The sequence below is a fragment of the Microbacterium sp. Root180 genome (assembly GCF_001428485.1).
Lineage (GTDB): Bacteria > Actinomycetota > Actinomycetes > Actinomycetales > Microbacteriaceae > Microbacterium.
The window spans coordinates 461357-474908 of record NZ_LMHS01000002.1 but is presented as its reverse complement, the minus strand read 5'-3'; the positions used below and the strand labels follow the sequence as shown (position 1 = coordinate 474908).

General features: G+C 69.6%; 12 protein-coding genes. 6 read left to right on the top strand and 6 right to left on the bottom strand.

Features of this window, described 5'->3' with window-relative positions; genetic code table 11:
- Positions 1–9 precede the first annotated feature (9 nt).
- Genes ASD93_RS06555 through tkt form a run of 3 tightly spaced genes read right to left on the bottom strand, consistent with a single transcriptional unit; the run spans position 10 to position 4843 of the window.
- Positions 10–1632, bottom strand: a complete 1623-nt coding sequence (locus ASD93_RS06555; protein ID WP_056120416.1) for a glucose-6-phosphate isomerase — start codon at positions 1630–1632, stop codon at positions 10–12.
- A complete protein-coding gene (gene tal / locus ASD93_RS06550) occupies positions 1629–2750 on the bottom strand; it encodes a transaldolase (protein ID WP_056120413.1) in 1122 nt (373 codons plus the stop codon). The genes ASD93_RS06555 and tal overlap by 4 nt, the downstream gene beginning before the upstream one ends.
- On the bottom strand, positions 2747–4843 hold the full coding sequence (gene tkt / locus ASD93_RS06545; RefSeq protein WP_056120411.1) for a transketolase: 2097 nt from the start codon (positions 4841–4843) through the stop codon (positions 2747–2749). The genes tal and tkt overlap by 4 nt, the downstream gene beginning before the upstream one ends.
- Positions 4844–5157: 314 nt before the next feature.
- Here tkt and ASD93_RS06540 point away from each other — a divergent pair, with 314 nt between their 5' ends.
- Entirely contained in the window at positions 5158–6099 is a 942-nt protein-coding gene (locus ASD93_RS06540; protein WP_056120408.1) for a heme o synthase, read from the top strand.
- Here the strand turns inward: ASD93_RS06540 and ASD93_RS06535 are convergent, their stop codons facing one another.
- The 3 genes from ASD93_RS06535 to ASD93_RS06525 all read right to left on the bottom strand — a co-directional run bounded on the left by ASD93_RS06535 (position 6100) and on the right by ASD93_RS06525 (position 9180).
- Entirely contained in the window at positions 6100–7674 is a 1575-nt protein-coding gene (locus tag ASD93_RS06535; RefSeq protein WP_056120404.1) for a Na+/H+ antiporter, read from the bottom strand. It abuts the gene before it with no gap.
- Between the two features lie 82 nt (positions 7675–7756).
- Entirely contained in the window at positions 7757–8131 is a 375-nt protein-coding gene (locus ASD93_RS06530) for a hypothetical protein (RefSeq protein ID WP_056120401.1), read from the bottom strand.
- A gap of 95 nt (positions 8132–8226) precedes the next feature.
- Positions 8227–9180 carry a COX15/CtaA family protein gene (locus ASD93_RS06525; protein ID WP_082569207.1) on the bottom strand — a complete coding sequence of 318 codons (954 nt, stop codon included), beginning with the start codon at positions 9178–9180 and terminating at the stop codon, positions 8227–8229.
- Between the two features lie 265 nt (positions 9181–9445).
- Here ASD93_RS06525 and sufB point away from each other — a divergent pair, with 265 nt between their 5' ends.
- The 5 genes from sufB to ASD93_RS06500 are packed head-to-tail and all read left to right on the top strand — an operon-like array spanning position 9446 to position 13530.
- The gene (sufB, locus tag ASD93_RS06520) at positions 9446–10864 is read left to right on the top strand and encodes a Fe-S cluster assembly protein SufB (RefSeq protein WP_056120398.1); all 1419 of its coding nucleotides are present in this window, start codon (positions 9446–9448) and stop codon (positions 10862–10864) included.
- On the top strand, positions 10864–12054 hold the full coding sequence (gene sufD, locus ASD93_RS06515) for a Fe-S cluster assembly protein SufD (RefSeq protein WP_056120395.1): 1191 nt from the start codon (positions 10864–10866) through the stop codon (positions 12052–12054). Before sufB ends, sufD begins: the two co-directional genes overlap by 1 nt.
- On the top strand, positions 12051–12380 hold the full coding sequence (locus ASD93_RS06510) for a non-heme iron oxygenase ferredoxin subunit (RefSeq protein WP_056120393.1): 330 nt from the start codon (positions 12051–12053) through the stop codon (positions 12378–12380). Before sufD ends, ASD93_RS06510 begins: the two co-directional genes overlap by 4 nt.
- A gap of 16 nt (positions 12381–12396) precedes the next feature.
- Positions 12397–13191, top strand: coding sequence for a Fe-S cluster assembly ATPase SufC (gene sufC / locus ASD93_RS06505; protein ID WP_056120390.1), 795 nt, complete (start codon positions 12397–12399; stop codon positions 13189–13191).
- Positions 13192–13200: 9 nt separating this feature from the next.
- Positions 13201–13530 carry a metal-sulfur cluster assembly factor gene (locus ASD93_RS06500; protein ID WP_056120385.1) on the top strand — a complete coding sequence of 110 codons (330 nt, stop codon included), beginning with the start codon at positions 13201–13203 and terminating at the stop codon, positions 13528–13530.
- Positions 13531–13552: the final 22 nt, after the last annotated feature.

Below are 13552 nucleotides of genomic sequence, written 5' to 3'. Positions count from 1 at the left end.
GGGGTTCTCCTACTGGGCCGCCTCGAAGAGCGAGAGCACTTCGATCCGCGGGTCGGTGAGGGTGAGCGTGACGACCGGGCGACCGTGGCCGTCGGCCAGCACGCTGGCGTCGCCGGCAGCCTGCGCCTGGATGAGCTGGCCGAACGTGAACGGACGGCCCGGGATCTCGAGATCGACGTCGGTCTGCTCGAGGATCTGGAGGAACACGCCGTTGGCGGGTCCGCCCTTGTGGAACTGCCCGGTCGAGTGAAGGAACCGGGGCCCCCACCCGAAGGTGGTCGGCCGGCCGGAGTCCGCGGCGACGAGCTCGCGCAGACCCGGGAGCTGGTCGAGCTCGAGTCGGTTCACGTAGGCCTGGATCGAGACGTACCCGTCCTCCGGCAGGCGAGACCACAGGGCGTCGAGCACGCCGGCCACGGTCCCCGAGGCGGCGAGCTCCGGGTCTGACACGCGCACCTCGACGCCGTCCACGGAGAAGGCGGGCTCCGTCGGCTCGGGACGCGCGTCCAGGAGGCCGCGCGCGGCGATCTTCGCCGACTCGACGTCGGGCTGATCGAACGGGTTGATCCCCAGCATCCGTCCCGCGATCGCGGTGGCGTACTCCCACACCACGAGCTGAGCGCCGAGCGATCCGCTGATGAGCACCTCGTCGGTGTGATGCTCGAACAGGTGGAACTTCTTCGCCTCGTCGACGAGCCGCACGATCTGCACGTCGGACGGCTTGTTCTCGACCTCGGGCGACACCGGAAGCAGGACGACGGGCAGGATGCCGGTGCCTTCCTTGCCGGTGGACTCCGCGACGAGCTGCTCGATCCAGTCCGGCAGGCCCACGATGTGCGTGCCGTCTGTCACCAGCCCGAGCTTGTCGCGGCGCGGCTCGCCCCCGGCGATCGCCGCGGCCAGCACGAGAGCGGGATTGTCGGGGCTGTCGATCGCGACCTCGAGGAGGGTCGCGTCGGCCTCGTCGAGAAGCTCGGCGATGTCGACTCCGGCGAGCCCGGTCGGAACCAGGCCGAACGCGGTGAGTGCCGAGTAGCGGCCGCCGACGGTGGGGTCGGCGTTGAACACCGTGTATCCGTCCGCGCGCGCAGCCTGGTCGAGCGGCGAGCCCGGGTCGGTCACGACGACGATGCGCTCGAGCGGGTCGATGCCGAGATCGCGGAAGGCGGCCTCGAACGCGCGCTTGGCCGAATCCGTCTCGACGGTGGATCCCGACTTCGACGACACGACGAGCACCGTCTGGGAGAGGCCGCCCTGCTGGGCGTCGCCGTCGATCGCGGCGAGCACCTGGCCGGGAGCTGTCGAGTCGAGGATCACCAGGGGCACCCCGGCTGTCTGGGCGATGACCTCGGGGGCGAGCGACGAGCCGCCCATGCCCGCGAGGACGACGCGCGTGACGCCCTTGGCTGCCAGCTGCTGACGCAGGGCCTCGATCTGCGGCACGAGCGGGCGCGAGACGCTGACGGCCTCCACCCACCCCAGACGCCGAGAGGCCTCGTCCTCGGCCGCCGGGCCCCAGAGCGTGCCGTCGCCGGCCGTGATGCCCGACGCGACGAGGCTCGACACCAGCCCGGGGAGCGTCTCGTCGACGACGGATTTGACGTGCCCGCTCAGGTGGATGTCGAAGCTCATCGGGCCACCTCGGGGGCGTTCTCGAGGGCGGTCCTGACGGTGCCCTGGAGGTCGTGCCAGGAGGCGATGAACTTGTCGACCCCCTCGTCTTCGAGCACCTGGGTGACGTCGGCGAAGTCCACGCCGGCTGCAGCGAGGTCGGCGAAGATCTTGTGCGCCGCCGCGTAGGTGCCGGTGACCGTGTCGCCGGCGATCTCGCCGTGATCGAAGGTGGCCTCGAGCGTCTTCTCGGGCATGGTGTTCACGGTGCCGGGCGCGATGAGCTCGGTCACGTAGAGCGTGTCGGGGAGGGCGGGGTCCTTGACGCCGGTCGATGCCCACAGCGGACGCTGGGCGTTGGCTCCGGCAGCCGTCAGCGCGGCCGCGCGTTCGCCGGCGAACTCCTTCTCGAACAGCTCGTAGGCCAGACGGGCGTTGGCCACGCCCGCGAGCGAGGTCAGTCCCTCGGCGTGGTCGCCGCCGATGGCGGTGAGGCGCTTGTCGACCTCGGTGTCCACGCGCGACACGAAGAACGACGCGACCGAGTGGATCTGGGAGATGTCGTGGCCGCTCGCCTGCGCCTGCTCGATGCCGGCGAGGTATGCGTCGATGACCTCGGCGTAGCGCTCGAGGCTGAAGATCAGTGTGACGTTGACCGAGATGCCCTCGGCGAGGACCGCGGTGATGGCCGGCAGGCCGGCCTTGGTCGCGGGAATCTTGATGTGCACGTTGGGGCGGCCGACCGTCGCCCATAGCTCCTTCGCCTGCGCGATGGTGGCCTCGGTGTCGTGCGCGAGGTCGGGGGAGACCTCGATCGACACGCGGCCGTCGACGCCGTGGGTGGCGTCGAAGACCGGACGGAAGATGTCGGCCGCGTCGCGGACGTCGTCGGTGGTCGCGGCGAAGATCGCCTCGTCGACCGAGGCGCCCTGGGCCGCCAGCTGCGCGATCTGGTCGGCGTAGGCGTGACCGCCGCCGCCGATCGCGCCCTGGAAGATCGTCGGGTTGGTCGTGACGCCGCTCACGTTGCGCGTGCTGATGAGCTCCGTCAGGTTGCCCGACGTGATCCGGTCGCGTGACAGGTCGTCCAGCCAGATGCTCACGCCGGCGGCGGAGAGCTTTTCGGTGGGGGTGCTCATGCGTTCTCCTGGAGGGTGTCGCGTGCCGCCTGGACGACGGCGTCGGCGGTGATGCCGAACTGCTGGAAGAGGGTCTTGTAGTCGGCGGAGGCGCCGAAGTGGTCGATGGCGACAGAGCGGCCCTTGTCGCCGACGATGGAGCGCCACGTGAGGGACGACCCCGCCTCGACCGACACGCGGGCGGTGACGGCGGCGGGGAACACCGACTCGCGGTACGCGGCATCCTGCTCGTCGAACCACTCGAGCGACGGCGCCGACACGACGCGGGCGTTCACGCCTTCGGCGGCGAGGGTCTCGCGGGCCGCGACGGCCAGCTGCACCTCGGAGCCGGTGGCCACGATGATCACATCGGGAGTGCCTCCGGGCGCCTCGGCGAGCACATACGCGCCCTTGGCGACGAGGTCGGCCGACGCGAAGGTGTCACCGGATGCCGCACCCTCGCCGCGCGCGAACACCGGGATGTTCTGGCGGGTGAGGGCGATGCCGGCCGGGCCCGCGGTGCGGCGCAGCAGCTCCAGCCACGCGACCGCGGTCTCGTTGGCGTCGGCCGGACGCACCACCGTGAAGTTCGGGATGGCGCGCAGCGTCGCGAGCTGCTCGACCGGCTGGTGGGTGGGTCCGTCCTCCCCGAGGGCGACAGAGTCGTGGGTCCACACGAAGATCGACGGGATGTCCATCAGCGCGGCCAGACGCACCGACGGGCGCATGTAGTCGCTGAAGATGAGGAACGTGCCGCCGAACGCGCGAGTCGGGCCGTGCAGCACGATGCCGTTGACGATCGCACCCATCGCGTGCTCGCGGATGCCGAAGTGCAGCACCCGTCCGTAGGGGTCGCCCGACCACTCGTGCGTGGACCACTCCGACGGGATGAAGGACTTCGAGGCCTTGATCGTGGTGAGGTTCGACTCGGCGAGGTCGGCCGATCCGCCCCACAGCTCGGGGAGCTCGGCGGCGAGGGCGTTGATCACGACGCCGGATGCCGCGCGCGTGGAGACCTCCTTGCCGGCTTCGAACGAGGGGAGGGCGCCAGCGATGCCCTCGGGCAGCTGCCGAGCGATGAGGCGGTCGAGCAGCGCCTTGCGCTCGGGATTCGCCGCGGCCCACGCGTCGAACGAGCTCTGCCAGGCGGCGCGCTCCTCGGCGGCGCGCTCTGCGAGCGAGCGGGTGCGCGCGAGCACGTCCTCGGCGACGACGAAGGACTGCTCCGGGTCGAAGCCGAGCACCTTCTTCGTGGCGGCGAGCTCGTCCGCGCCGAGGGCCGAGCCGTGGATCTTGCCCGTGTTCTGCTTGCCGGGCGACGGCCAGCCGATGATCGTGCGCAGGATGATGAGCGACGGCTTGTCGGTCTCGCCCTGGGCGGCCTCGATCGCGGCGTAGAGCTCGGCGACGTCTTCGACGTACTCGCCGGTCCGCTTCCAGTCCACGGTCTGCACGTGCCATCCGTAGGACTCGTAGCGCTTCGCGACATCCTCGGTGAAGGCGACGTTCGTGTCATCCTCGATCGAGATCTGGTTGGAGTCGTAGATCGCGATGAGGTTGCCCAGCTGCTGGTGGCCGGCGAGGGAGGAGGCCTCGCTCGTCACACCCTCCTGCAGGTCCCCGTCGCCCGCGACGACGTAGACGAAATGGTCGAACGGCGAGGTGCCCGCGGGCGCCTCGGGGTCGAACAGCCCGCGCTCGTACCGGGCCGCGTACGCGAACCCGACCGACGACGCGAGACCCTGGCCCAGCGGGCCGGTCGTGATCTCCACGCCCGCCGTGTGGCCGTACTCGGGGTGACCGGGGGTCTTCGAGCCCCACGTGCGCAGCGCCTTCAGGTCGTCGAGCTCGAGACCGAACCCGCCGAGGTAGAGCTGCACGTACTGCGTGAGCGAGGAGTGGCCGGCCGAGAGGATGAACCGGTCGCGGCCCACCCACTGCGTGTCGGCGGGGTCGTGGCGCAGCACGCGCTGGTACAGCAGGTACGCCGCCGGCGCCAGGCTCATCGCGGTGCCGGGGTGGCCGTTGCCCACCTTCTCGACGGCGTCCGCCGCCAGAACGCGAGCGGTGTCCACCGCGCGCCGATCGATCTCATCCCAACGCAGTTCCGACACGGGACCGCCTCTCTCATGAAAGTGCGCCCGACGAGGGCCGTGCCGCAGCCTCGTCCGGAGTCGGAGAAGGGGGATCGGCGCGGGGCGCGCGTGTGGTTTCAGCATAGCGAAGGGGCATGCCGCGTCGGCCATGTCAGCCGCTGTATGACGGAGTCTTGCTGAGGCGTCGGCGCCGCGCGTGTCCTCCCCGTGTCCTCGCGGTGACGATTCGCTCACCGTCGTTCCTGCGACCTTGTGAGCCCTCACGCGCCGGGGCGCGCCGCGCCGATGCCATAGACTCGACAGCAGTTCTGCAGGCGGCGATTGCGGGGGCGATGGACATCACGACGACGGCGCGGGCCGAGGCATCCCCTCGGACACCGCGCGGGACGCGTCAGCCCTTCGGTCGTACCGTCCGCGCGTACATCGCGCTCATGAAGCCGCGCGTGCTCGAGCTGCTGCTGGTCACCACGGTGCCGGTCATGATCCTCGCGCAGGGCGGGTTCCCGAGCCTGTGGCTCGTGGTGGCGACCGTCATCGGCGGCACCGCCAGCGCCGGCTCGGCGGCGGCGTTCAACATGTACCTCGACCGCGATATCGATGCGCATATGCAGCGCACCGTCAACCGCCCTCTCGTGACCGGCGAGGTCTCCCCGCGCGGCGCACTGATCTTCGCGTGGACGCTGGCAGCCTTCTCGACGGTGTGGCTGTGGCTCACGACCAACTGGCTGGCCGCGGTGCTGTCGGCGGGAGCGATCTTCTTCTACGTCGTGATCTACACGATGATCCTCAAGCGCCGCACCGAGCAGAACATCGTGTGGGGCGGCATCGCCGGCTGCTTCCCGGTGCTCATCGGGTGGACGGCCGTGACCGGCTCGCTCGCCTGGCCCCCGGTGATCCTCTTCACCCTCGTCTTCCTCTGGACGCCGCCGCACTACTGGCCGCTGTCGATGAAGTACAAGGAGCAGTACGAAGAGGTCCACGTGCCGATGCTCGGAGCCACGCGCAACGGCTCGCAGGTCGGCCTCCAGGTCATCCTGTACGCGTGGGCGACCGTCGCCTGCTCGCTGCTGCTCATCCCGGTCGCCGACATGGGCCTCGTCTACACGGTCTCGGCACTCGTCTTCGGCGGGTGGTTCATCTACGAGTCGCATCGCCTCTACAACCGCGCCGTCCGCGGCACGGAACCGCGCCCGATGCGGGTGTTCCACGCGTCGATCACGTATCTCACGCTGCTCTTCGTGGCGATCGCGGTCGACCCGCTCCTGCCGTTCTAGTCAGTCCTGCTTGGGGTACTGGGCTTTGAGCGCGGTCTCCTCCGCGTCGATCGCCTGCAGCGCGGCCATGATGGCCGGCTCCTGGTACCGGCCCTCGCGGCGGGCGTCGAGCACTGCGGAGCGCTCCGCGTCGAGCATGGCGCGGCGCAGCCGGAGCTTCGACTCGAGCTGGGGGATCGAGGCATCCGGCCCGTAGATGTCCAGCGTCTCGCCCAGGAAGCCGGCATCCGTGCGGAGCAGTTCGACGATGCGGGCCTCGTCGGCGGGCGTCGCCTCCTCGTCGAGACGGCTGATGCCCGCAGCGCGCGCCTCGGCCATGAGCAGCCGGCGCTCCGTCAGCTCTTGCGTGAGGCTCGGGCGCGGCAGACGCAGGCGCCGGACGATCCACGGCAGGGCGAGGCCGCCGACGAGGCTCGCCACGACCACGACGAATGCGAGGAACTGCAGGTACTCGCGTTCGGGCGTCTCGGGCGGCAGGAGGAATACCGCTGCGAGCGTGACGACGCCGCGCACGCCGGCGGAGGCGACCGCCACGCCGTTTCCCCAGGCCCAGCTGCGCTCGCGCAGACGACGGGGCCCCTTGCGGTACAGGAGCGTCGTGGCCATGACCCAGGCGAAGCGCGAGGCGACCAGTGCGAGGAGGATGCCGGCGCAGATGAGCACCGTCGGCCAGACCCCCGGCCCGGTGGCGATCGCGCCTTCGAGGATTCCGCGCAGATTCAGCCCGATGAACAGGAACACGGCGTTCTCGAGGAGGAACTGGATCGTCTTCCAGTTGACCCGCTCGGCCACCCGGGCCTCGGCTGAGGCGACGGTCGGCGCCCGGTATCCCAGATAGAGTCCCGCGATCACCACGGCGAGCACGCCGGACGCGTGCACGAGCTCCGCCAGGAGGAACGCGGCGAACGGCGTGATGAGTATGAGGCTCGTGTCGAGCACGGGGGAGTGCAGCTGCGCGCGCACGAGGGAGACCACCCAGCCGACGCCGAGGCCGATCGCGACGCCGGCGACGACGGCGATCGCGAACTCGATCCCGATGTCGGCGGGAGTGACCACGCTCACGATCGCCGCGATCGACGCGTTGAGCGCGACCAGCGCGGTGGCGTCGTTGAGCAGGCTCTCGCCCTCGAGGATCGTCACGACGCGCCGGGGGAGGCCGAGGCGCCCCGCGATCGCCGTGACGGCGATCGCGTCGGTCGGCGCGACCACCGCGGCGAACGCGAACGCGGCGGCCAGCGTGAGCGCCGGGACGAGCAGGTAGGTGGCGAAGCCGACGGTCACCACGGTGAACGCGACGAGCCCGACCGAGAGCAGCAGGATGCTGTCACGGCGGGCGCGGACGTCGATGACCGACGTGCGGATGGCTGCGGCGAAGAGCAGCGGAGGAAGGATGCCGTAGAGGATGAGGTCGGGATCGACCGTCACTTCGGGCACGCCGGGCACGAACGAGACGATGCCGCCCACTGCGACGAGGGCGACCGGAGCCGACCATCCCATGCGGCCGACGAGTCCGGTGACCGTGACCGTGGTCAGGACGAAAAGGACGATCCAGGTGATCGATTCGACGGGGTCCACGCCCCCAGTATCGGCCCGCAGATGCCGACGGGGCGCGTCCGCCGGTCACCCGGTCGAACGCGCCCCGAGGACACGGCGGCGATCAGCGCGTGGCGGTGAGTTCCGCTGCGTCGGCCTCGACGGCCTCATCGACCGGCGCATCGTCGACACTGTCGGCCGACCAGTCGATGGGCTCCACGACCTCGACGGGCGCGAGGGGACGCAGGCTCGCGGCGGTCGCCACGGCGAGCGAGATCAGGATGCCGACGATGCCGGCGCCGAGCAGGATCGCGCCGAGACCGGCCACCGACTGGCCGACGTACACCTCGACACCGGTCGCCGAGCCGTCGGTGAGGGTCGTGGTCATGACGCCGAGCTTGTCGACCAGCAGCACGGCACCGCTGACGGCGGTCGCCACGGAGGCGGCCACGAGAGCCCAGAAGGGGATGCTGCGGACCAGGCGGGGACGGGTAGGCATGGCTTTCACTCCTCGATGCGCGACACGGGCGGTCGCGGCATCCGCAAGCCTTTCGTGCCGTCCCGAACAGGTGCTCGGCGTTTCCGATGAACCCGCTATGAATCCTGGGCGGGCCGCTTGAGGTGCAGGACGACGACGGTCATCGTGGCGGCGGCCAGGGCGGCGAGCACCATGTGCACGCCCACGGCGAGCTCGGGGAGACCGTTGCGCGCCTGATATAGGCCGACCGCGATCTGGACGAGTTCGACCGCGAGCAGCACGATCGTCCAGCGCAGCAGCTTCGGCGCGGCGGCGCGCGAGCGCCAGGCGGCCACGACGAGGACGACGGTGAGTGCCAACAGCGCATAGCCGGGCCACGCATGCACGTGCTCGAGCAGCTCCGCGTTGAAGCCGTTGCGGCCGGCATCGGCGTCGCCGGAGTGCGGACCCGCGCCCGTCGTGAGCACGCCGAAGGCGATCGTGAGCGCCATGGCCAGCGTCGTCAGGTGCGTGAGCACCGCCTGCCAGCGCGCCACGGCGAGCACGCGGGGGCCGCCGGGCTGCGACATCCGCACCAGGAACGCCGCAGTGACGCAGACCAGTGCGAGCGAGGCGACGTAGTGGAAGCCGACGATGAAGGGGTTGAGGCCCGTGAGCACCGTGATGCCGCCGACGATCGCCTGGGCTGCGACACCGCCGAGCACGACGACCGCGAGCACATAGAGGTCGCGGCGCTCATGCCGCAGCTTCAGCACCAGCACGACGAGGATGGCGGCGACGATGCCGACGACGCCGGTCATCAGCCGGTTGCCGAACTCGATGATCTGATGGATGCCCTCATCCACACCGGGCACGGGGACGAGGGAATCGGCCGTGCACAGCGGCCACGTCGGGCAGCCCAGGCCCGAGCCGGTGAGGCGGACGGCCCCGCCGGTGCCGATGATCGTCACCTCGGTGAGGAACGACAGCCACGCGAAGACACGGATCCGGCCGTCGACCCGATCGGGGAGCCAGTTCCAGAATCTGCGCCACACGCCCGGGGCCGCCGTCGTCGTCTGCTCGCCGGACATGCTGCTCGTAGCCTCCTGGGGAACGGCCCGGTCGCATGCGGGCAAGACGCGGAGCGTCCGGAGCCGGGCCGGTACCTGTAGAATCGAGGGGTCGGTCGCGTGCAGGAGCCGTGAGGTTCGGGCGCAGCGACTACTGACAGTCTAGGCGCGATGGCCAGCGCCGAATGAGAGGGCCCACGAGCGGCATCCCCCTCCGGTAACTCCACCGGAGGAGCCGGAATGCCGGGGCGGATGACACCGCCAGGACCCGGAGGAGAATGTGACGATGTCTGATGTGCTGATCGACCGCCCGGAGCTCGAAAGCCTGGGTGTCTACGAGTTCGGCTGGCACGATACCGATGCCGCCGGCGCCGTTGCGCAGCGCGGCATCAACGAGAACGTCGTGCGCGGCATCTCGGCCCTCAAGAGCGAGCCGGAATGGATGCTGAAGACCCGCCTCAAGGGCTACCAGCTGTTCGGCCGCAAGCCGATGCCGACGTGGGGCGCCGACCTCAGCGAGATCGACTTCGACAACATCAAGTACTTCGTGCGCTCGACCGAGAAGCAGGCAGGCTCCTGGGAGGAGCTCCCGGAGGACATCCGCAACACGTACGAGCGCCTGGGCATCCCCGAGGCCGAGCGCCAGCGCCTCGTCGCCGGCGTGGCCGCGCAGTACGAGTCCGAGGTCGTCTACCACCAGATCAACGAGCAGCTCGAGGCTCAGGGCGTCATCTTCATGGACACCGACACCGCCTTGCGCGAGCACCCGGAGTTCTTCGAGGAGTACTTCGGCACCGTCATCCCCGCCGGCGACAACAAGTTCGCCGCGCTCAACACCGCCGTCTGGTCGGGCGGATCGTTCGTCTACGTGCCCCCGGGCGTGCATGTCGAGATCCCGCTCCAGGCCTACTTCCGCATCAACACCGAGAACATGGGCCAGTTCGAGCGGACCCTGATCATCGCCGACGAGGGCTCGTACGTGCACTACATCGAGGGCTGCACCGCCCCGATCTACAAGAGCGACTCCCTGCACTCGGCCGTGGTCGAGATCATCGTCAAGAAGAACGCCCGCGTGCGCTACACGACGATCCAGAACTGGTCGAACAACGTCTACAACCTCGTGACCAAGCGCGCGGTCGCGCATGAGGGCGCCACCATGGAGTGGATCGACGGCAACATCGGCTCGAAGGTCACGATGAAGTACCCGTCGATCTTCCTCGTGGGCGAGCACGCCAAGGGCGAGACCCTGTCGGTCGCGTTCGCCGGCCCCGGCCAGCACCAGGACGCCGGCGCGAAGATGATCCACATGGCGCCGTACACGCAGTCCTCCATCGTCTCGAAGTCGATCGCCCGCGGCGGTGGACGAGCCGGCTACCGCGGCGAGGTCCGGGTTGACGCCAACGCGCACCACTCGGCGAACACCGTCCGCTGCGACGCGCTGCTGGTCGACTCGATCTCGCGCTCGGACACGTACCCGGCGATCGACATCCGCGTCGACGACGTGCAGCTCGGCCACGAGGCCACGGTCTCCAAGGTCAGCGAGGAGCAGCTCTTCTACCTGATGAGCCGAGGGATGCCGGAGGACGAGGCGATGGCCATGATCGTCCGCGGCTTCATCGAGCCGATCGCCCGCGAGCTGCCCATGGAGTACGCACTCGAACTGAACAAGCTCATCGAGATGGGCATGGAAGGATCCGTCGGCTAGTGAGTTCCGCTACCCAGGCCCCCGTCACCGTCCCCGGTGCCCAGGGCCACACCGATGGTGCCGGCGCGTTCGTCCCGGTGCAGACGCGCTCCGAGCGGTTCAGCTCGTACGACCCGGCCGCCTTCGCGGCGCCGACGGGTCGCGAGGTGAACTGGAAGCACACGCCGATCGACCGGCTCCAGCCGCTGTTCGCCGATGAGACCGGGCGCCACGGCGTCATCGAGGTCGATGTCGCCGCACCGGAGGGGCTCGTCCAGGAGCGGCTCGCCCACGGCACCGCCCCCCGCGGCGAGGTCTTCCGGCCCGAGGATCTGCCCGCAGCGATCGCCTGGAAGCAGGAGACCGAGGCACCACTGCTGCGGATCCCTGCCGGCGCCGAGTACGCCGAGCCGATCATGGTGAACCTGCGCGGCACGGGCGGACTCGCTCATGCGCACGTCGTCATCGAGGCCGAGCCGAACTCGCACGCGACCATCGTCTTCCGCCACACCGGCACGGCCCAGCACGCGCAGAACCTCGAGATCATCGTGCGGGACGGCGCTCACCTCACCGTGATATCGGTGCAGGAGTGGGACGACGACGCCGTGCACGCGGCATCCCACCAGGCCCGCGTCGAGCGCGACGCCACCCTCCGCCACGTCATCGTCAGCTTCGGCGGCGCCGTCGTGCGCGTGAACCCGAGCGTCGAGCTCGCCGGCACCGGCGCGCGCGGCGAGCTCTACGGCCTCAGCTACGCGGATGCCGGTCAGCACCTCGAGAGCCAGGTGTACCTCCATCACAAGGGCGCCGAGACCGTGGGCGATGTGCTGTACAAGGGCGCCCTGCAGGGGTCCGGCGCGCGCAGCGTCTGGATCGGCGACGTGCTCATCGGACCCGACGCGGTCGGTACGGACTCGTACGAGGCGAACCGCAACCTCGTGCTCACCGACGGCGCGCGCGCCGAGTCGATCCCGAACCTCGAGATCGAGACCGGCGACATCCGGGGAGCCGGCCACGCCAGCGCGACCGGTCGGTTCGACGACGAGCAGCTGTTCTACCTGCAGGCGCGCGGCATCGCCGAAGACGAAGCCCGCCGCCTCGTCGTGCTCGGCTTCCTCGCGGAGATCATCCAGAAGATCGGCGTCCCCGAGATCGAGAGCGAGCTGTACTCGGCCGTCGAGGATGAGCTCGCACGGGAGGTCGCGCGATGACCGCCCAGCGCGCCTGCGCCCTCAGTGAACTCGTGCAGGACGAGGCGCGCCGCGTCGAGCTCGAGGGCGTCGCGATCTCGGTCGTGCTCGACTCGAACGGCGAGGTCCACGCCATCGGCGACACCTGCACCCACGGCGACATTTCGCTCGCCGACGGATTCGTCGACGGCGACACGCTGGAGTGCTGGGCCCACGGCTCGGCCTTCTCGCTGCGCACCGGCAAGCCCCTCAATCTCCCCGCGTACGAGCCGGTCCCGGTCTTCGCGGTCACCATCGACGGCGATGACGTGCTCATCGACCCCACCGTCACGCTCGAAGTGAACTGAAGAAGGTACTGAAACGATGTCTGTCCTCGAGATCCGCGACCTCCACGTGACGGTCGAGACGGATGCCGGCACCACGCCGATCCTCAACGGTGTCACGCTCACCATCCGCACCGGCGAGACCCACGCCATCATGGGCCCGAACGGCTCGGGAAAGTCGACGCTCGCGTACACGATCGCCGGCCACCCGAAGTACACCGTGACGAGCGGCACCATCTCGCTCGACGGCGAGGACGTCCTCGCGATGTCGGTCGACGCGCGCGCCCGCGCGGGCCTCTTCCTCGCGATGCAGTACCCGGTCGAGATCCCGGGGGTGACGGTGACGAACTTCCTGCGCACCGCCAAGACCGCGATCGACGGCGAGGCGCCCGCGATCCGCACGTGGACCAAGGACGTCAAGGCGTCGATGAAGAACCTGCGCATGGACCCGAAGTTCGCGCAGCGCAACGTCAACGAAGGATTCTCCGGTGGTGAGAAGAAGCGCCACGAGATCCTCCAGCTCGAGCTCCTCCGCCCGCAGATCGCGATCCTCGACGAGACCGACTCGGGTCTGGACGTCGACGCGCTCAAGGTCGTCTCGGAGGGCGTGAACCGCGCGAAGGAGCAGACGGACCTCGGTGTGCTGCTCATCACGCACTACACGCGCATCCTGCGCTACATCCGCCCGGACTTCGTGCATGTCATGGTCAGCGGCCGCATCGCCGAGGAGGGCGGTCCCGAGCTGGCCGATCGCCTCGAGGACGAAGGCTACGACCGGTACCTGCCCGCAGGCGAAGAAGAGCCCGCCGAGGCCTCCGTGGCCGGCGAAGCATAGAATCGTTACATGACCGCAACGCTCACACCCGAGAAGTACGACGAGGTCACCGAGGCTCTCAAGGACGTCATGGACCCCGAGCTCGGGATCAACGTCGTCGACCTGGGGCTCATCTACGACCTCGGGTGGGACGACGAGAACGATGCTCTGGTCATCCACATGACACTGACGTCGGCGGGCTGCCCGTTGACCGACGTGCTCGAGGAGCAGACCGCGCAGGCGCTCGATGACGTCGTGGACCGCTTCCGCATCAACTGGGTGTGGATGCCGCCATGGGGACCCGAGCGCATCACCGACGACGGCCGCGACATGATGCGGGCCCTCGGCTTCGCGATCTAGGGTCCCGCCGACATACAACGTC